This is a genomic window from Nitratidesulfovibrio sp. 1201_IL3209 (assembly GCF_036763125.1).
Classification (GTDB): domain Bacteria; phylum Desulfobacterota; class Desulfovibrionia; order Desulfovibrionales; family Desulfovibrionaceae; genus Cupidesulfovibrio.
In genome coordinates this window covers 44,147-62,756 of record NZ_JBAIYT010000013.1, presented here as the reverse complement: position 1 = coordinate 62,756, position 18,610 = coordinate 44,147, and the positions used below count along the sequence as shown (strand labels likewise).

Genomic DNA, 18,610 nt, shown 5'->3' with positions numbered 1-18,610 from the left:
TGACGACGAAGCCCCCGCTCCGGAAGGAACGGGGGCTTTTGCATGCGCTGGGGGGGGGCACGGCCGCGATCCAGGCGTGGCCGGAAGCGTCACCATGGCGCGCCCCTGTGGCGCGCGGCGTAGGGCAATGGGGTGAGGCTCTTTATTGCCGGGGGGGCTGCGAGCTTTTCCAGGCGTGGTACTCGGCAAGGCCGATGCCGTATCTCGCGATGGTTTCCTCATGCAGCCGGGCCAGATTTTCCCGGACGAGCCGCACGAAGTCGGCGGCATCGGTTTCGGGGATGTCGCGTCCGGCCAGGACCAGGATCGTTGCATCGTCGGTGGAGGTTTTCCGTTGGACCACATCCCTCGTGGCCCTGGTCAACGCGTCGCGGTAGGCGAGCCGTTTGCTGTTCGTCATGCGCAGTTCCTGGCGGCGGGCCACATAGTGGGCGCAGGATCGTTCGTAGGTCCAGACGAAGACGTCGCGCAGCAGGTCGATGGCGGTCAGCTCGTACACGCCGAGCACACCCCGGATGTAGAGCCGCTCCGGCACGTCCAGAAAGGAAAGCGGCGCGATGCCCGCCTTCATGAGCGGGATGTTCGCGGCCAGTCGCGAGGTGCGCTTGTTCACGTCGGTAAACGGTTGCAGATAGGGCAAGTGGACCAGCAGGAAGAAGGACTGCTCGATGGGGTCGTCGATGGCCCTGGCCTTTTCCACGATCTGCCGAAAGACCTCTTCGATGACCTGGGGAAAGGAGGGGGGGACATACACGCTCTGCCCGATCCGGACCAGCTTTCGCCGCAGCCTGCCTTCGTCCGCCGGGTCGGGCATGAGGTCGCGCGAGAGGGTGGCGTGCAGGTTCAGCAGGGTGTGGCGGTCAACGGCGAGGCGCGTCCGGTTCTCGATCAGGAACCGGATTGCGTCGCGGTGGTTGAGGATCATCGTGGCCTCGACCGCATCCTTGCCCTCTGCCATTTCGTCGAGGTCCAGAAGCCGTTGCGTGTCGAGGAGGGAGTAGGTGTTTCCTTCAAGGCGCGAAGAAGCCCATGAAAGATCGATCAGCAGCCGCTGATGGATGTCGGCGAGCACGGTGTTGCCGAACGTCTCTCCAGGCTCGTCGGGTATGGTCCCGATGGCGTTCAGGTGCTTGCGGATTGCTTCCGGCAGGTACGGCGTTTCGTTGGGAACGTAGGCATCAAGAAAGTCCCGCCGGTACCCGACGGGTGTCCGCTGTTCGCCTGGCAGCCGAAGATGCGCAAGAATGGCGTGCGCGGCGTCGGAGAGGGGAACGACGTCGTCGACCGTGGCGGTCCGGAACTGGTCCGATGACGCGGGAGGATCTTGCGGCACGGGGGCCGAGTAGGCGTACCGCTTGGGTTCACCTGTGCGGGCGACAAGCCCCTGGGCAACCAGGTCGGCAAGCCGGCGCTGGACGGTCTTTTCCGTGACCCTGCCGCGCAGCCGTTCCGCGATGTCCGCGAAGCGGACCTCACCCCGGGTGGCCCTGAGGAACCGGAGTATTTCATTGCGTGCCTGTTCCCCTTTGCTGGACATGTCCTTCACCTGCCGGGTTGGTTTTTTGGGAGGAGCGTGGTTATGCCTTCATATCCGGGCTGTAGTGGATGAAGGGGCTTTCGGGTTCGGGGGAAATGTCCTTCATTTGTCCCTCATATGTCCGATAAATGTCCTTCATTTATCCGTCTGTCAACAGGTGGTGTACGGAAAGGCTGCGTATCGGTTGTACCTAGGCCGACAAAACGCGAAAAAGGGCTGGAACTTTCGTTCCAACCCTTTGTTTTTTACGTGGTGCCGAGGGAGAGAATTGAACTCCCGACACGGGGATTTTCAGTCCCCTGCTCTACCAACTGAGCTACCTCGGCGTCGCGGAGAACCTGAATAGGCAAAATGGGTGGGCTTGGCAAGCACTTTTTGGCGCGGGGGTGATTTTTCTGCCCGGCGGGACGGTGCCCGCGCCTTCTCCGCCCCGTCCGCTACAGCAGCATGCGCTTGGCCTGGCGCATGGCGTTGCGGCAGTCGCACGCGAAGCGGAAGGCCGCCCGGTGCCTGGGTGTGGCGTCGCGCGGCAGCACGCCCGTCTCGGCCCATTTGAACAGGTCGTCCATGGGCGCGGCCACGCTGAACCAGAAGCCCTGCTCCATGGGCACCGGGCTGTGCGCGTAGTGGCCGAACAGGATGCGGTCGTCCACGATGACGCACGGCGCGCAGGGCAGGGCGTGGGTTTCGTACACCTCCACCAGCCCTTCGTGGCGGGCGGCCAGCCGCACGATGAAGTCGCGCGAGGCGGCGAACTCGTGCTCCATCTGCACCGCCGTCAGGTCCGGGCGCAGGGCGTGCAGGAATTCGTCCACCCAGCCCCGGCGCGAGGCGAGGGGCACGGTGATCACCTGCAACCGCCGGAAGGCGGGCTGGGCCAGGGCGGTGTGCAGCGCCTCGGCCAGGGCGGGCATGCGCCCGAATTCCGCGTACAGGGCCATGTGCAGCACGATGCGCTGGCGGGCCTCCGCCAGTACCTGCGGCAGGCTTGCGGTATGCAGGCCGACGTACATCCGGCGTCACTCCTCGTAGATCATCCGGCGGGTCATGCCGCCGTCCACCAGCCAGTTCTGCCCGGTGACGAACCCGGCGTCGTCCCCGGCCAGAAAGGCCACCAGCGCGGCCACGTCGCGCGCCACGCCCACGCGGCCCACGGGGTGCTGGGCGCGGTCGGCATCCGAATGCACCGGCGTTTCGCGTTGCGCCGCCTTGCGCAGGTGGCGCACCTCTATCCAGCCCGGCGAGATGCAGTTCACCCGCACCTCGGGGCCAAGGCTCACGGCCAGGGCGTGCGTCAGGGCCACAAGCCCTCCCTTGGACGCGGCGTAGGCTTCGGTGTGCGGTTCGGACTGCACGGCGCGGGTGGAGGCGATGTTCACCACCGCCCCGCGCGCGGCGCGCAGGTGGGGCGCGGCGGCGCGCACCATGCGCATGGGGCCGGTCAGGTTCACGTCCAGCACGCGCTGCCAGCGGTCCATGTCCATGGTGTCCACCTGTCCGGAATGGGGATTGGCGATGCCCGCGTTGTTCACCAGCAGGTGCAGCCCGCCGAAGCGGGCGACGGCGGCGGCCACGCAGCGGTCCGCGTCGGCCTGATCGGCCACGCTGCCGTGCAGGGGCAGCAGGGGAAGGACAAGGGGGTGGGAGGACGCCGGGACATCCGGGTATGCCGGAAAGGGTGCGCCGTGGTCGGCTGCCAGTTCGGCCAGTGCTTCGGCGTCGGCATCCATGGCGGCCACGCGCATGCCGCAGGCCAGCAGGTGTTCCACGATACCCCGGCCGATGCCCTGCGCGCCGCCGGTGACCAGGGCCACGCGGCCCGCCAGGGGATGGGCGCGGGCGGGGGAATCGGCTTCCGGGAGACGGGCGGGGTGTTCCATGGGGTTCCCTGCGGCGGCGGGCAGGCGCGGGCCATGGGATGGGGCCGGACGACCGGATTCGGTCAGCCGGAACAGGCAGGCCGCGACGCGCCACCGCGCCGGACGATTCTAGTCCGTCCGCACCGCCGTGGCAACCGTGCGGGCCGTCACCACCAGTGCCTGGGGTAGCGCCGCCCGCGCGGAATGTTGTTCACCAGCAGGGCCACCACCAGCAGGGCGGCGGCCCCGGCGGCCACGGGAACCACGGCGTACTTGTACCCCAGCGCCTGGATCTGCGGGCTGCCGGTGACGGCGATGAGCGCCGTGGCCCCGCCCGGCGGGTGCAGGGTGTCGGTGAGGTGCATCAGCGCGATGGCGGCGGCCACGGCCACGGCCGGGGACAGCCAGGCGGTGGAGATGGCCTCCGCCCCGGGCAGCCCGGCCACACCCAGATTGCGCGCCACGAACACCCCCACCAGCGCGGACAGCACGTGCCCGCCCAGCAGGTTGCGCGGCTGTGAAAAGGGCGCGCCCGGCGCGCCGTAGGCCAGCACGGCCGAGGCCCCGAACGAGCCGATGAGCACGAAGCCGTCGCCCGGCGAGGCCACCCGGTCGCACAGCCAGGCCACCACGCCGATGCCGCACAGCGCGCCGATGAACGACCACAGGGTTTCGGAAACGTCGGGTTTCGGCAGCAGGCCCAGCATGCCGGGGCGGCAGCCGTCGCGGCCGCAGCCGCACATCTTGCGGAAGTAGTCCATGGTGTCGTCGCGGGGCAGAAGGGTGTGGTGAAGGGGATGGGGGAACGGGACCGGCCGGAACAGGGCAGGCCGGGACGGGCCGGGGTGGAACGGGAACCGGCCGGAACGCCGCGACCGGCAGGAGTGCAGGCTACCCGAGGCCCGCCGCATCCGCCGTGACCGGGGTCACATTCGCTGCAAGGGTGTCGGATTGAGCGTTATTATCCTGTACTTGCAGATATTATTTTCAGATGGTGCGGACGGGCCCCGACAACCCGCCGGGCATCCGTCGATAACCTGCGGCAATGGCGGGCTTTTCCTCCTCCCGCCGCGCGCGTCGAGTTTTTCACAGTTTTCATCAACATGTGAATTATCGTGTATCATGTCGGCATTGAACACCATAAAAAAATACTCTTGCCAACCCATGGTGCGCGGGCTATGGCCCGATTCTGCAAATCCATCGGGCGTCGCGCTCCTGTTCCGGGGGCCCGCGCGCACCGCACGCCACGAGACCAAGGAGCCCACCGCATGACCCGCAAGGACCGTACCGAAGGCATCTACAGCCGCCGCGAGGTGCTCGACGAGAGCGAGCGCAGGCAGTACTACCTCATCCAGCTGAAAGACCTGCTTTCCTACGCCTACCGCTATTCCGAGGACGTGAAGAAGCGCTTCGACCGCGCCCAGTTCAACGTGGAGAAGTTCAAGACCCTCACGGACCTCAAGCACATTCCCATCCTCAAGAAGAAGGAACTCATCTTCCTCCAGTCCATGGGGCCGCGCCTTGGCGGGCTGCTGACCAAGGACCTCGGCGAGTTGAAGCGCGTGTTCCTGTCCCCCGGCCCCATCTTCGACCCCGAAGACCGCGCCGACGACTACTGGGGCTACACCGAGGCCTTCTATTCCGTGGGCTTCCGCCCCGGCGACGTGGCCCAGATCACCTTCAACTACCACCTCGCCCCGGCGGGCCTGATGTTCGAGGAACCCCTGCGCAACCTTGGCTGCGCCGTGGTGCCCGCGGGCCCCGGCAACGCGGCCACGCAGCTCGAGATCATGTCCAAGCTGCGCGTGTCCGGCTACGTGGGCACGCCCAGCTACCTGCTGCACCTTGCCCAGAAGGCCGAGGAAAAGGGCATGAACCTGCGCAAGGACCTGTTCCTTGAAGTGGGCTTCGTCACCGGCGAAAAATTCTCCGAAAAGCTGCGCGCGCAGCTGGAGAAGAAGTTCGACCTGATCATGCGCCAGGGCTACGGCACGGCGGACGTGGGCTGCATCGGCTACGAATGCTTCCACAAGACCGGCCTGCACATCGCCAACCGCTGCTACGTGGAAATCTGCCATCCGGACACCGGCATTCCGCTGAAGGACGGCGAGGTGGGCGAAATCGTGGTCACGGCCTTCAACAAGACCTACCCGCTGATCCGCCTCGCCACCGGCGACCTGTCGTACATCGACCGTTCGCCCTGCCCCTGCGGCCGCACCAGCCCGCGCCTGGGCTCCATCGTGGGCCGCGTGGACACCACCGCGCGCATCAAGGGCATGTTCGTGTACCCGCACCAGGTGGAGCAGGTCATGTCGCGCTTCGAGGAAATCAAGCGCTGGCAGATCGAGGTCACCAACCCCGGCGGCATCGACGAGATGACCCTGTTCATCGAGGCCAGCAACTTCAAGCGCGAGGACGAACTGCTCCACCAGTTCCGCGAGAAGATCAAGCTGCGCCCGGAACTGAAGATCCTCGCGCCCGGCACCCTGCCCCCGCAGATCCGTCCCATCGAGGACAAGCGGGTATGGGACTAGCCGGAACCCGGAATACCGGCGGACGCGGGGTGGGAGCCTTCCTGCCCTGCGTGCCGCTGCTCCTGCTCGTGCTGCTGGCCGTGCTGCTCGCGGGCGGCTGCGCCGTGGCGCGGCCGTCCGCTGGCACGGGTGGCACGGACGGCACGGGCGGCACGGCGGGGGCGAAAACGCCCCGCCTGCCCGACGGCACGCTGGTGACGGTGTCCAAGGCCGGGGAAATCCGCGCCATGGACCCGGCGAACGCCGCGCGCGAGGCGTTGCGCCACGACTACATCCTGCTTGGCGAATCGCACACCAGCGCGTGCGACCACCGTGCCCAGGCGGCGTTCGTCACCGCCCTGCTGGCACAGGGCGCGCGCCCGGCCGTCGGCCTGGAAATGGTGTCCCGCGACGGGCAGCCCGCGCTGGACGATTTTTCGCGGGGGGCCACCCCGCTGGCCAAGCTTCCCGCCGCCCTCGACTGGGGCAAGACCTGGGGCTACGACTTCGAGTTGTACAAGCCGGTGTTCGCCGTGGCGGACTGGGCGCGCCTGCCCGTGCACGGCCTGAACGTGCCGCAGCGCGTGGTGCGGCAGGTGAGCCGGGGCGGGCTGGACGCCGTGCCCGAGGCCGACCGGGTCTGGCTGCCGCTGTCCATCATCGCCCCCGCGCCGGAACAGCGCGCCACGCTGACCGCCATCTTTCGCGAACACGCGGCCATGCGCGTAGGGCGCGCGGCCCAGGACAAGGGACAGCCGGGCCAGACGAGTCCGGCCCCGCCCGCCGCAGAGCCGCAGGCGGCCCCACCCTCCAGCCCCACTGGCGCATCCCCCGCCGCGCCATCCCAATCCCCTGATCCGGCTCCAACCCCGGCTTCGGACAGCGACGCCGAGGCCCTCGAACGGTTCCTGCTGGTGCAGTCGCTGTGGGATTCGGCCATGGCCCACGAGGCCGTGCGGGTGCGCGTGGCCCACGGCGGCCCGGTGGTCATCCTGGCCGGTGGCGGGCACGTGGAATACGGTTGGGGCATCGCCCGGCGCATCCGCCTGCTGGACCCCGACGCCCGCGTGCTGCTGGCCATGCCGTGGCGCATCGCGCCGGACGCGGATGCCGGGTCTCCGGCGGCCGCCGCCGGGGGCAAGCCCGTCGCTCCCTCCGCGGGATCGGGGGACAGTCCGCCCGATGCGGCGCAGGCCGACATCTTCTGGGTGTGCCGGGCCGAGCCCGAGCCGCCCCGTCCCATGCCCGGCATGCCCGCTGCGGGCGGCCCCGCGCGGCCCCGCCTGGGCCTGCTGTTGCAGCAGGAGCCGGACGGCGCGCGCGTGGAGCAGGTGGAGCCCGGCTCCGTGGCCGAGCGCGCCGGGTTCCGGCCGGGCGACCTCATCCTGCGCGTGGGCGACCGCGCGGTGGACAGCCTGCGCGTGCTGCACGAGGCGGGCGCTGCCGCCGTGGCCGCCGGGCAGGACGTGCGCTTCACCGTGCGCGGCCCCGGCGCTGCCGATGGCGAACGGGTGCTGACCGTGCCCGGCCTGAAGCGGTAGTTTTCGCGCCCGCGTCTCCGCCAATTCCGCCCCATCCCGCGCGGGCCTGCTGACATGCCGCGTCGGCGTGCCTATGGTGTGCCGATGCGGCATGTTTCGTTCATCACACGTCATTTCCGTGGAGTTGCCCATGCCTGAGTTGCCAGAGGTGGAGACCATTGCCTGCGGTTTGCGGCCCCAGTTGACGGGGCGGCGCATCGTGTCGGTTTCGGTGCGCAACGAGGGCACGGTGCAGGGCGACGCGGCAACGTTCGCCCGGTGCGTTCCGGGGCGCGTCATTGCCGGGGTGCGGCGGCGCGGCAAGCTGCTGCTGATGGACTTGGCCCCGCCGGACGGTTCGGCTGGCGGAAAGCGCGCCGGTTCGGCGCCCGATGCGGTCGGCCTGATGGCCTGCCGCGACGCGGCGGGAAAGGCGGCCGGTACCGCCGGTACCGCCGGAACTGGCGGAGCAGGCGGCGACCGCGTGCCGCATCTGCTGGGCGTGCACCTGAAGATGACCGGGCGGCTCTTCGTCCACGGGCCGGAAGTGGCACCCAACGCCCACACCCGCGTGGTGTTCGGGCTGGACGACGGCAACCGGCTGTTCTTCGACGATGCGCGCAAGTTCGGCTACGTGCGCGCCCTGTCCGACGCGGACCTGGCCACGTGGGACTTCTGGCGCTCGCTGGGGCCGGAACCGCTGGAGATCGCCGCGCCCGACTTCGTGGACTTGTTCCGGGGGCGGCGGGGGCGCATCAAGGCGTTGCTGTTGGACCAGACGGTCATCGCGGGCATCGGCAACATCTACGCCGACGAATCGCTGTTCCGGGCAGGCATCAGGCCCGACGCGCAGGCGGGCGGCCTGTCCCCCGACCGGCTGCGCGTGCTGCACGGCCACTTGGTGGACGTGCTGCGCGAATCCATCGCCGAGTGCGGCAGTTCCATCCGCGATTACCGCGACGCCCACGGCGATGCCGGAGCCTTCCAGAACCGCTTCCGGGTGTACGGCCGGGCCGGCCAGCCGTGTGTGGCCTGCGGCCGCGCGCTGGCCACGGGCAAGGTGGCCGGGCGCACCACGGTGTATTGCGAGGGGTGCCAGAAGCCGGAGTAACCGGTGCGGCGCGGGCGGGTGCGACAGGCGGATGATCCGCGGCGCTACTGCCCGCCGTCCGCGTCGTCGCCATCCCCGTCGCGGGCCGTGGTGACGGTGGCGGGGCCGGGCCATGCAGTCGCCCCCGCCGCGCCGCTCGTCACGATCGAATCCCACCGGGCCAGCACCTGGCCCGATTCCGCCGTCACCAGCAAGGGGATGCCCCGCTGCGCCAGCGCGGCGCGGGTGTCCGCCACGGGAAAGCCCCAGCGGTTGCGGTAGCCCGCGCTGGCCAGGGCCACGGCGGGGCGCACCGCGTCCAGCAGGCGCGGCAGCAGCTTGCGCCTGCCGCCGTGGTGGGGCAGCACCAGCACTTCCGCCGAAAGGTCCGCGCCGGAATCCAGCAGCGCGCGGATGGCCGGGTCGCCCGCGTCGCCGGGGAGCAGAGCCAGGCCGCGCCGCGCGCCGTGCCCGTCCCGTGCCGTCAGCCGCAGCACCAGCGAGGCGTCGTTGCCGTCGAAGGCGGCCCCGGCCGCCTCGGGCAGGGGCGGGTGCAGCACTTCCAGTTCCAGTCCGTCCGCAAGGGGGATGCGCTGCCCGGCATGCCAGCGTTCCTCGTGGTGTCCGGTGCGGCGCAGGATGGCGGCGAGCCGCGCGCCGTCCTCGCCGCGCGCGGCGTCGCCGTTGCCCGCCACCTGGCGCACGGCGAAGGTATCGATGACGTACAGGAGGCCGCGCAGGTGGTCGCGGTCCGGGTGGGACCAGACCACCGCGTCCAGCCGGGGCGGGCGGTTGCCGGTAAGCGCCGGGGCCACCACGCGGCGGCCCGTGTCCCACGAGCGGGAAGCCGTGCCCCCGCCGTCCACCAGCATGCGGCCAGCGCCCCAGTCCAGCGCCACGGACTGTCCCTGTCCCACGTCCAGCACGGCCAGCCGCACGGCCGGATCCGTGGCGGCGGCGTATCTGGGCCACGCCGGACCCAGCACCAGCAGCGCCCCGGCGGCCAGCAGCAGGGCGGCGCGGCGGCGCGTCCCGACCGATACGGGGCCTGATGCGTGCCCCGACACGTGCAGAACCGCCGCGCCCAGCAGCACCCACAGGCCCAGCATGGCCGCCGGGTGAGGGCGCAGCAACTGGGGGTTGCCCAGCAGGCCCGCGCCATCCAGCCAGCGCAGCGAAACCAGCAGCAGGTCGAACGGCCAGCGGGCCGCCAACAGCAGCCACCCGGCCAGGTCCGGCGCGGCCGGGGCCAGGGCCATGCCCGCGAGGCCCAGCGGCAGCGCCACCCCGTCGATGAGCGGCAGGAACAGCAGGTTCAGCGCAAACCACGGGCTGGACGTGCCGAACACCCGTGCGGAAAGGGGCAGCAGGGTCAACTGGATGCACAGGGTCACCCACAGGGTGCGCGTGGCGTACACGACGAAACGGGAACGCCACCTGCGCCCGGCGCGCCGGGCAGCGCGGCCCCCCGTGGCCGTGGCGGCGGAACCGTCCCCGTCTTCTTCGTGGATGATCAGCCCGCCCATCTCGCGCAGCCGCCGGGGCAGCAGGGCGGCCAGCGGCCGGGCCAGGGCGATGCCCGCCACCGCGCAGGCGGAAAGCTGCAACGACAGGTCGTCCGCCGCGCCGGGGTCGAACAGCACGATGGCGCACACCGCCCACAGCAGGCCGTCCAGCAGCACCTGCGGCCTGCCGCGCCAGTACAGCCACGCCCAGAACACCAGCATCAGCGCCGCGCGCACCAGCGAGGGCGGCGCGCCGCCCAGCCAGACGTAGGCCAGCGCGGGCGGCAGCGAGCAGGCCAGGGCCAGCTTGCGGCGCGGAATGCGCAGGTACACGCCGGGGGCCATGCGCCCGGCCAGCAGGGCAACCCCGGCCCCCAGGGCGGCCGCTGCGCACAGGTGCATGCCCGACAGGGCGATGGCGTGGATCAGCGAGGCGCGGGCCACCAGGTCCAGGTCGCGGCTGTCCAGGTGGAAGCGGTCGCCCAGCACCAGCGCGGGCAGGAAGGCCCCCGCCGGGGTGGGCGGTTCGGGAGCGGGCGCTGCCGCGTCACCGTCCCCCGGCCCGCCGTGCAGGGCGATGGCCCGCAGCATGGCGGTGCGCAGGGTTTCGCGGAACGTCCATCCCGCCGACGGTACGCCTTCCACGCGGGGCGCGCCCTTGGCGTGGGTGGTCCAGGCCCGGAAGCGCACGTCGCGCGAGGCCCAGAAGGCCGCGCTGTCGTCGCCGCCGGGGTTGGCCAGCCCGCGCATGGGCGAGACGGCGGCGGTGACGGACAAGCGGGTGCCCGGCGCGGGGCGCAGGGGCGGGTTTTGCCACGACAGGGCCAGCAGCCCCGGCAGGGCGGCGGCTTCCTGTCCGGGCTCGTTCCCCCCGTCTTCCGCTGGTGCGCCTTCCGGCCGCACGTCGCGCAGCAGCAGGCGGATGCGCCCGTCGGTGGTGGGGGTGCACTCGGCCACCGTGCCGCCGAAGCGCACCGGGCGGCCGGTGTCGGCCCAGGCGGGCGTTTGCGGCGGCGGGCCGGGCTGGCGCAGCCACGCCGCGCCCAGCCCCGCGCCGAAGCACAGCGCGTACACGGCCACGCGGGCAAGGCCCCGCGCCCGCGCGCCCATGCCCAGCCACAGCAATACCGCCGCCGTCACGGCCCACACGGGTTCGCCGTGCGGCGGCAGCGCGGCCAGTCCGGCCAGCGCCGCCAGCAGGCAGGCCTGCCGGAACAGCAGCGGGGGCAGCGGCGGAATGGGCAGGGATTGCGGGGACGGCTGGTGCATGCGGGTCGCCGGTGCCTGTGGCGCGGGAGTTCGGGTGCAAAAAAGGCGGGCCGCGCCGTGTGGCGGGCCCGCCCGGAAGGCGTCCGGCTATTCGGGCATGCGCGTGATGCGCGCGCCCACGGCGTTCAGTTTTTCCTCGATGCGTTCGTAGCCCCGGTCCAGATGGTAGATGCGCTGGACGTGGGTTTCGCCTTGCGCGGCAAGGCCCGCCAGCACCAGCGAGGCGCTGGCCCGCAGGTCCGACGCCATGACCGGCGCGCCGGTGAGCTTTTGCACGCCGCGCACCACGGCGGTGTGGCCGGACAGCTTGATGTCCGCGCCCATGCGCACCAGTTCCAGCACGTGCATGAAGCGGTTCTCGAAGATGGTCTCCTCCACCACGCCCGCGCCGCTGGCGATGGTCATCAGGGCCATGACCTGGGCCTGCATGTCGGTGGGAAAGCCGGGGTAGGGCCGGGTGGTCACGTCGCGGGAGCGCAGGTGGCCGTTGTGGGTCACGCGCACGTCGCGCGCGCCCTGCCGCTCGATGACCAGCCCCATGTCGCGCAGCTTGGCGATGACCGCCTCCAACTCCTCGAAGGGGCAGTCGGTCAGCAGCAGGTCGCCGCCGGTGATGCCCGCCGCCACCATGAAGGTGCCCGCCTCGATGCGATCGGGCATGATGCGGTATTCGCACCCGCCAAGGCGCGGCACGCCCTGTATCTTGATGATGCTGGAGCCGTGCCCCTCGATCTTCGCCCCGCAGGCCATGAGGAAGTTGGCCAGGTCCACCACCTCGGGTTCGCGCGCGGCGTTTTCCAGCACCGTCTCGCCCTCGGCCAGGGTGGCGGCCATGAGCAGGTTTTCCGTGCCGCCCACGGTGGGAAAGTCGAAGTGGATGTGCGCGCCGCGCAGCTTCGCGCAGCGGCCCTGGATGTACCCGGAATCCAGGTCGAAGGTGGCGCCCATCTTTTCCAGCGCGGTCAGGTGCAGGTCCACGGGCCGCGCGCCGATGGCGCAGCCGCCGGGCAGGGCCACGCGGGCCTCGCCAAGGCGCGCCAGCAGCGGGCCCAGGCACAGCACCGAGGCGCGCATGGTCTTCACCAGGTCGTAGGGGGCTTCCGGCTTCAGGTCGCACGGGGTCACGGTGACGGTGTGGCCGTCGAATTCCGCCGGGCAACCCAGGATGCCCAGCAGCTTGTTGGTGGTGAAGATGTCGCGCAGGCGCGGCACGTTGGTGTAGGTGACGGGTTCCTCGGCCAGGATCGAGGCCATCAGGATGGGCAGGGCGGCGTTCTTGGAACCGCTGACGGCGATGGTGCCGCGCAGGGGCACGCCGCCGTTGATGACGAGTTTGTCCATGTGGTCGTGGGTATCCTTTGCGGGTAGTCGCGGCGGATGCGTTCCGCGCGGGTGATTGCGATGGTGGCGCGTCGGTCGGGTCCGGGGAAACGTGGCGCCGTCACGGAGAGGTCCGGAACGGGTCGGGGACCGGGGGCAAGGCCGGAGACGGAATCAAGGGGCGGCGGCTGCCGCGTGGGGCCGGAAAACACCGGCTCCGGCGGCGAAATGGGCCGATTGCCTCTTGACCGGCCCCGGCGCCGGGTGTATATGCGCTCTCTCTTACGGCGGATGTAGCTCAGTTGGCAGAGCACCTGGTTGTGGCCCAGGTGGCCGTGGGTTCAAGTCCCATCATTCGCCCCATCGATTCCGTGCCCCGCGCAAGCGGGGCTTTTCTTTTTCCGGACCCCGGCGCGGCGTGTCCGGGTACGAGAGCCCGGTACCTGCCGGTGCGGATGGGCGGAATTTCCTCTGCTCATGTCGGGCGGACCATACCCTTCCCGGCCCCGGAACGGAACCCCGTCAGGGGTGGCAACCGTTGGCTGGTGGCGCGATACGCCGTTTTCCTTCAGGAATTTTGTCGCGCCGGGGCGGGTTCCGGGTGATCGTCCAGGAAGGGCGCCGGTCCGTCACCCGCCGTGCGCTTCCAGCAGGGTGCGGATGCTGCGGCAGGCGGTGCGCACCGCCGCGTCGAAGCGTTCCGCCATCCCGGTCGCGGCCGTTGCCCGCGCGTGCGGGGCGGCGGCCAGCACCTCCCGTTCCTCCGGTCCGACCTCCCCGTCGGGGAGGTCCCCGGCCAGCAGCAGCCCCAAGCGCTCCATGGCGCGGGCCGCCGCGTGCACCTCGTCGGCGGAAATGCTGCCCGCCGCGCCCGCCATGGCGTGGGCGCGTTCCGACAGGGCGCGCCATGCGTCCGCGTCCGCAGCCGGTCGGGCCGGGTCCGCCCGTTTCGCGGCGGCCGCCACCAGCCCGCGCAATTCCTCGCCCGCCCCGGAATAGGCGGCCACGAAGCTGCCCAGCACCCGCAGGTACAACCATGCCTTGCCGTTCATGCGGCGCACCCCGCTGGTCACGTCCAGCCCCGGCAGGGCGGCGGGCAGGTCTTCCGGCGCGGGGCGGTGGCTCTGCGGCTTGCCGTTGGCGGCTTGCGGCGGGGGAGCCGCCGTGGCGGGTTCGTCTGTTGGGCCGTGGGCCGGACCATGGGGCAGACCATGCGTCGGGACTGTCCGGGCTGCGGCGTCCGGGTTCGGGGCCGGGGCGGGGACCAGACGTGGGGGCAGGTACCGGCGCAGGGTGGCCAGCAGTTCCGCCCGTTCCACGGGCTTGGGCAGCCGGGTGACGATGCCCGCCCGGCGCATGGCCTCTTCGTCCTCGCCCTCCACCCGCGCGGTGAAGGCGATGACCGGCGCGCCGGGCCGCAGCCGCAGGCCGTCCCCGGCGTTGCGCGCGCGGATGGCCGTGGCGGTCTGGTAGCCGTCCATGCCCGGCATCTGGATGTCCAGCAGCACGGCGTCGAAGAGGGCGACCGGCGTATCCGGCATCCGGCCGTCGCGGGCCAGCGCGGCCAGCGCCGCTTCGCCCGAGGGGGCCGCCTCCACCGCGATGCCCATCGAGGTCAGCATTTCCACGGCCACGGCGCGGTTGATGGGGTTGTCGTCCACCAGCAGCACCCGCGCGCCGTGCAGGGCCGGATCGTGCGCTACCGTGGCGGCGGCGCGCGCCGTGGGGCGGGCGGAGGCGCCGGGAACCGCGTCGGGCGGCCGGGGCGCGGCGGCCTGCCCGGCGGCGGGTTGGACGCCGTTCCGCGTGTCCGCCCCCGCGCGCTTCGCCGCCACGGGGGAGACGGCGCGCAGGGCCGCCTCGCGCAGGGCGCCCAGTTTCACCGGCTTGATCAGCACCGCCAGCACGCCGAGGCGGGCGGCGGTTTCCGCGTCCGGTTCGCGGCCCATGGCGGCGGCCACCAGCAGCGGCGGCACGGACACCCCTTCCTCGCGCAGGTGCATGAGAATGGTGGAGGCCGCGCAGGTGCTGGGGATATCGCCGCGCTCGGAGGCGCATTCCGGTGATGCGGACGGGGTGGACAGGCCTTCGTTGGTGGCGCCGACCACCGGCAGGTACAGCCCGCAGAGCACGAAGTCCCAGGCGGCGGGCACGGGGTGGGCGTCCTGGTCTCCGTGCGGGGCGGCCCCGGCGTGGGGTGCGGGCTCCGGCTGCCCTGCCGGTCCTGCCAGCCCCGTGTGCGCGGTTTCCCCGGCAGGGGCAAGCCGGCCGTCGGGGCCGTGGTACAGCGCCCTGCGCAGGGCGGCCACGTCCGGCGCCACCTGGCAGCGCACCCCCAGTTGCGCCAGCAGCCGGGCCAGCACGCGCGCGCAGGTGGGGTTGGCCTCGGCCACCAGCGCCAGTTTTCCGTCCAGCGCCGGATGGTGCGGGGCGGGCGCTTCCCGCTCCGGCGGCAGGCCGAACCGGGCCGTGAAGCGGAAGGTGCTGCCCCGGCCGGGTTCGCTGTCCACGCCCACGTCGCCGCCCATGAGCTGCACCAGCGCCCGCACGATGGACAGCCCCAGGCCCGTGCCGCCGAAGCGGCGCGACACCGAGGCGTCGGCCTGGCTGTAGGATTCGAACAGCCGTTCGCGCGCCTCGGCCGTGATGCCGATGCCCGTGTCGCGCACCGAGAAGGCCAGTTCCACGCCGTTGCCCCCGGCCCCCCCGTCGTTCCGGGCCACGCGGATGACCACCTCGCCCCGTTCGGTGAACTTGAAGGCGTTGGCGGCCAGGTTCACCAGCACCTGGCGCAGCCGCAGCGGGTCGCCCACCAGCACCGGCGGCACGTCGGTGTCGATGTCCACCACCAGTTCGATGTCCTTGACGGCCAGCCGGTCGTGGAACAGGTCGGTGACTTCCTCCAGCAGGTCGCGGGTGCGGAAGGGGATGGATTCCAGGGTCAGCCGCCCGGCCTCCAGCTTGGAAAAGTCCAGCACGCCGTTGACCACGCCCAGCAGCGAACGGGCCGAGGAACGGACCAGGTTCAGGTATTCCCGTTGCTTGGGCGCGAGGTCGGTGCCGAGGGTGATGTCCACCATGCCGATGACGGCGTTCATGGGCGTGCGCAGTTCGTGGGTGACCCCGGCCAGGAATTCGCTCTTGGCGCGGCTGGCCCGTTCCACGCGGGCCTGGGCGGTGTCCAGCGCGGCGGTGCGTTCGCGCACCATGCGTTCCAGTTCGCCCTGCTGCACGGTCAGTTGGCGCTCGTGGCGTTCCACCTGTTCGAGCATGGAGTTGAAGGCGTCCACCAGTCGGCCGATCTCGTCGTGGCCGTGCCGGGCGGCGCGCAGGGCGTAATTGCGTTCTTCGGCCACCTTGCGGGCCACCAGGGCCAGCCCGGCCACGGGCACCACCACCGTGCGCCGCAGGATGAGGATGATCAGCACCACCAGCGTCAGGCCGACGACCGTGACGCGCACGGCGTTCTCGCGCACCATGGCGGACAGGGCTTCGCCGATGCCGCGCGACGAGACCATCACCACCACGCTGCCGATTTCCTCGCCATGGTGGGCCAGTATTTCGCGCTCGGTGATGAAGTCGCCCCCAGAGGTACCGTTGGTGGCGCCGCTCCACGGCACGGGGCGCCAGTCGCCGTCGCGCTGCATGCCGCCGAGCAGGGTTGCGCCGTCGCGCTCGAACAGGGTCACCGCGTACACCCGCTGGTCTTCCATTTCCGCCGCGATGACGGCGGAGATGGACACGGCGTCCAGGTTCCAGGCGGGCACCTGCAACTGACGCGCCACGCGCACCGCCTGCCGCCGCGCGAACTCCTCGATGTCGCGGTGCATCTTGCGGCTGGTGGCGATGTAGTCCGTGGCCATGAACACCAGCAGCATGACGGTGGTGGCCAGCGTGATCAGCAGGCCGAGCCGGGTCTGGATGCCGGTGAGCAGGTGGCGCGGGGCCTTTTCGGGCATGCGGCGTCCTTTGCGGGTGCCTTGAGGGCCGCCGGGGCGCGGCGGCGCTGTTCCCGTGTCCGGCGCGTCCTTCGCCAGGGGGCGAAGACGCGAAATTCACGTTCTAGCCAGCCTAGCGTGTTTCCCCTCTCCGCACAACGCGCAGCAGTGCAATGGCCTCACGGCTGCGGCAGCACAGCGACAGGATCAGGTACAGCAGGGCGGCCAGGGGCACGCCCAGGGCCAGGCGCGCGGCCGGGTGCAGCGCGGGCGCGGCCCAGGCCGTGCCCGCGAATGCCCCCGCAAGCCACCATGCGGGCAGGCAGGCCGCGCAGGCCAGTGCCGCGTGCAGCAGCGCGGCGCGCGGGTGCAGGTCCACCGTGGTGCCGCCGCGCCGCAGGGCCAGAACCAGGCAGGCGGTGTTGACCCACGACCCGCAACTGGCCGCCAGCGCGGGACCGGCTACCCCCAGCGGCCCCAGCAGCAGCGCGCCGAGGCCCAGCGTGACCAGCACCGAGGCCAGGCCCGCCACCACCGGCGCGCCCGCCGCCTGCCGGGCGTTGCAGGCGGCCAGCAGCGGCCGGGCCACGGCAAAGGCGGGAATGCCCGGCGCATAGGCCAGCAGAGCGGCCACCGTGGCGTCCACGGCCTGGCGGTCGAAGGCCCCGTGGCCGAACAGCAGGGCCACCAGCGGCGCGCCCACGGCGGCAAGGCCCAGGGCCGAGGGCAGGCTGACGAACAGGGAAAGGCGCAGCGCGTCGCCCAGCACCCGGCCGAATTCGTCGTGCGGGTGCGGGAGGGGTGCGGCTCCTGCGGTTCCGTCCGGCCCCTTCGACAGGGCAGGCAGGGCGGCCACGCCCACGGCCACGCCGAACACCCCCAGCGGAAATTCCATCAGCCGTTCCGCGTAGTAGAGGGCCGTGACGCTGCCTTCGGACAGGAACGAGGCCAGCAGGGTGCAGGCCAGCACGTTGAGCTGTTGGGCGGATGCCCCGAACACCCCGGCGGGCAGGGCGCGGGCCGCGTCGCCGGCCTGCGGGTCGCGGCCGGGCAGCGGGGCGCGCCAGCGCAGGCCCAGGCGGCGCAGCGGCGGCAGCAGCATGCCCAACTGGGCCATGCCGCCCGCCAGCACGCCGCAGGCCAGCAGGGTGGCGGCATCGCCGAACCCGGCCAGGGCCAGCCCGCCGGTGGCCATGACGGCCAGGTTGAGCGCCGCCGGGGCCAGCGCGGGCGGCAGGAAGCGTCCGTGGGCGTGCAGCATGCCCGCGCACAGCGCGGCGCACGCGGCGAGCACCCCGTAGGGCAGGCAGATGCGCAGCAGTCCGGCGGCCCGTTCCGCCACGCCCGGCGGCGCGCCCGGCGGACTGCTGCCGGGCGCGCCGAAGCCGGGGGCCAGCAGCAGGGCCAGCGGCTGGGCCAGGATCATGCCCAGCAGGCACAGCAGGACCAGCGGCGGCAGGGCGCGCAGCAACACGCCGCGCCCGAAGGCGAAGGCCCGTGCGTCGCCCTCGCGCTCGCGCAGGCGGACGAAGGCGGGGGTGAACGCCAGCGACACCGCGCCCTCCCCGAGCAGACGGCGCATGAGGTTGGGCAGGCGGAAGGCCACGAAGAAGGCATCGGCCCCGGCTCCCGCGCCCAGGATGTACGCGGTCAGCGCGTCGCGGGCGTAGCCCAGCACCCGTGACGCCAGCGTGGCCCCGGCCACGGTGGCGGCGTTGCGGGCCATGGTGTCGCCGGAAGACATGCCGCCGGAAGACATGTCACCGGGCGGGATGTCTCCGGACGGCGTGCCGGGCGTTGCGGGGGCGGGTTCTGGCGTCATGCCGGGTCCTCGTGGCGGTGGAAATGGGGACGCGGTCGCCCCGCGCGCAGTGTAGCGCAGCGCCCCCGGCCTGGGAACCCGGCCTGGTTCTCCCGCCCATGGCGGCAATGGTGTTGCGGATACCGGAAAACTGTCCGGAAATTCCGGATTGCCATCCCCCGGCCCGCCGCGAGGGAACTGCGGCAATCCACGAACATGCCGTAACACTTGAATATTACGGGCGGGTGTGGAGGCACC

At 71.6% G+C, this 18,610-nt stretch carries 11 protein-coding genes and 2 tRNA genes; 4 read left to right on the top strand and 9 right to left on the bottom strand.

The genetic code is table 11. The features are described from left to right. Nucleotides 1-142: 142 nt before the first annotated feature. From V6B97_RS08170 to V6B97_RS08150, 5 genes are all read right to left on the bottom strand, one after another. Nucleotides 143-1,537, bottom strand: coding sequence for a Fic family protein (locus tag V6B97_RS08170; RefSeq protein ID WP_333506008.1), 1,395 nt, complete (start codon nucleotides 1,535-1,537; stop codon nucleotides 143-145). Between the two features lie 250 nt (nucleotides 1,538-1,787). Then, nucleotides 1,788-1,863 (bottom strand) — tRNA-Phe (locus V6B97_RS08165). Between the two features lie 111 nt (nucleotides 1,864-1,974). Next, the gene (locus tag V6B97_RS08160; protein ID WP_333506007.1) at nucleotides 1,975-2,550 is read right to left on the bottom strand and encodes a hypothetical protein; all 576 of its coding nucleotides are present in this window, start codon (nucleotides 2,548-2,550) and stop codon (nucleotides 1,975-1,977) included. 6 nt (nucleotides 2,551-2,556) lie between these two features. Continuing rightward, nucleotides 2,557-3,417, bottom strand: a complete 861-nt coding sequence (locus V6B97_RS08155; protein ID WP_333506006.1) for an SDR family oxidoreductase — start codon at nucleotides 3,415-3,417, stop codon at nucleotides 2,557-2,559. 146 nt (nucleotides 3,418-3,563) lie between these two features. Then, nucleotides 3,564-4,157: an HPP family protein gene (locus tag V6B97_RS08150; protein ID WP_333506005.1), complete on the bottom strand. Its 594-nt coding sequence runs from the start codon at nucleotides 4,155-4,157 to the stop codon at nucleotides 3,564-3,566. Between the two features lie 507 nt (nucleotides 4,158-4,664). Between V6B97_RS08150 and V6B97_RS08145 the strand changes: the two genes are divergently transcribed. From V6B97_RS08145 to mutM, 3 genes are all read left to right on the top strand, one after another. Continuing rightward, nucleotides 4,665-5,930 carry a phenylacetate--CoA ligase family protein gene (locus V6B97_RS08145; RefSeq protein WP_007526208.1) on the top strand — a complete coding sequence of 422 codons (1,266 nt, stop codon included), beginning with the start codon at nucleotides 4,665-4,667 and terminating at the stop codon, nucleotides 5,928-5,930. Then, nucleotides 5,921-7,450, top strand: a complete 1,530-nt coding sequence (locus V6B97_RS08140) for a ChaN family lipoprotein (protein WP_333506004.1) — start codon at nucleotides 5,921-5,923, stop codon at nucleotides 7,448-7,450. The genes V6B97_RS08145 and V6B97_RS08140 overlap by 10 nt, the downstream gene beginning before the upstream one ends. 130 nt (nucleotides 7,451-7,580) lie before the next feature. Next, nucleotides 7,581-8,540 carry a bifunctional DNA-formamidopyrimidine glycosylase/DNA-(apurinic or apyrimidinic site) lyase gene (gene mutM, locus V6B97_RS08135; protein ID WP_333506003.1) on the top strand — a complete coding sequence of 320 codons (960 nt, stop codon included), beginning with the start codon at nucleotides 7,581-7,583 and terminating at the stop codon, nucleotides 8,538-8,540. Between the two features lie 44 nt (nucleotides 8,541-8,584). On the opposite strand, the gene V6B97_RS08130 is transcribed toward mutM, so the two are convergent. Then, nucleotides 8,585-11,293 (bottom strand): ComEC/Rec2 family competence protein, encoded by a 2,709-nt coding sequence (locus V6B97_RS08130; protein ID WP_333506002.1) that lies wholly within the window; start codon nucleotides 11,291-11,293, stop codon nucleotides 8,585-8,587. Nucleotides 11,294-11,380: 87 nt separating this feature from the next. Next, the gene (murA, locus tag V6B97_RS08125; protein WP_333506001.1) at nucleotides 11,381-12,634 is read right to left on the bottom strand and encodes a UDP-N-acetylglucosamine 1-carboxyvinyltransferase; all 1,254 of its coding nucleotides are present in this window, start codon (nucleotides 12,632-12,634) and stop codon (nucleotides 11,381-11,383) included. 266 nt (nucleotides 12,635-12,900) lie between these two features. On the opposite strand from murA, the gene V6B97_RS08120 reads away from it, so the two are divergent. Beyond that, nucleotides 12,901-12,976: transfer RNA gene (locus tag V6B97_RS08120), tRNA-His, on the top strand. Between the two features lie 266 nt (nucleotides 12,977-13,242). On the opposite strand, the gene V6B97_RS08115 is transcribed toward V6B97_RS08120, so the two are convergent. Further along, complete coding sequence (locus V6B97_RS08115) at nucleotides 13,243-16,572, bottom strand: hybrid sensor histidine kinase/response regulator (protein WP_333506000.1); 3,330 nt, start codon at nucleotides 16,570-16,572, stop codon at nucleotides 13,243-13,245. 112 nt (nucleotides 16,573-16,684) lie between these two features. Further along, nucleotides 16,685-18,373: a murein biosynthesis integral membrane protein MurJ gene (gene murJ, locus V6B97_RS08110; RefSeq protein ID WP_333505999.1), complete on the bottom strand. Its 1,689-nt coding sequence runs from the start codon at nucleotides 18,371-18,373 to the stop codon at nucleotides 16,685-16,687. Nucleotides 18,374-18,610: the final 237 nt, after the last annotated feature.

Bases quoted from the DNA above. Each gene is read 5' to 3' on its own strand.
- V6B97_RS08115 (WP_333506000.1), bottom strand. From the start codon at position 16,572: ATGCCCGAAAAGGCCCCGCGCCACCTGCTCACCGGCATCCAGACCCGG.
- V6B97_RS08130 (WP_333506002.1), bottom strand. From the start codon at position 11,293: ATGCACCAGCCGTCCCCGCAATCCCTGCCCATTCCGCCGCTGCCCCCG.
- mutM (WP_333506003.1), top strand. From the start codon at position 7,581: ATGCCTGAGTTGCCAGAGGTGGAGACCATTGCCTGCGGTTTGCGGCCC.
- murJ (WP_333505999.1), bottom strand. From the start codon at position 18,373: ATGACGCCAGAACCCGCCCCCGCAACGCCCGGCACGCCGTCCGGAGAC.
- V6B97_RS08140 (WP_333506004.1), top strand. From the start codon at position 5,921: ATGGGACTAGCCGGAACCCGGAATACCGGCGGACGCGGGGTGGGAGCC.
- V6B97_RS08170 (WP_333506008.1), bottom strand. From the start codon at position 1,537: ATGTCCAGCAAAGGGGAACAGGCACGCAATGAAATACTCCGGTTCCTC.
- murA (WP_333506001.1), bottom strand. From the start codon at position 12,634: ATGGACAAACTCGTCATCAACGGCGGCGTGCCCCTGCGCGGCACCATC.
- V6B97_RS08145 (WP_007526208.1), top strand. From the start codon at position 4,665: ATGACCCGCAAGGACCGTACCGAAGGCATCTACAGCCGCCGCGAGGTG.
- V6B97_RS08155 (WP_333506006.1), bottom strand. From the start codon at position 3,417: ATGGAACACCCCGCCCGTCTCCCGGAAGCCGATTCCCCCGCCCGCGCC.
- V6B97_RS08160 (WP_333506007.1), bottom strand. From the start codon at position 2,550: ATGTACGTCGGCCTGCATACCGCAAGCCTGCCGCAGGTACTGGCGGAG.
- V6B97_RS08150 (WP_333506005.1), bottom strand. From the start codon at position 4,157: ATGGACTACTTCCGCAAGATGTGCGGCTGCGGCCGCGACGGCTGCCGC.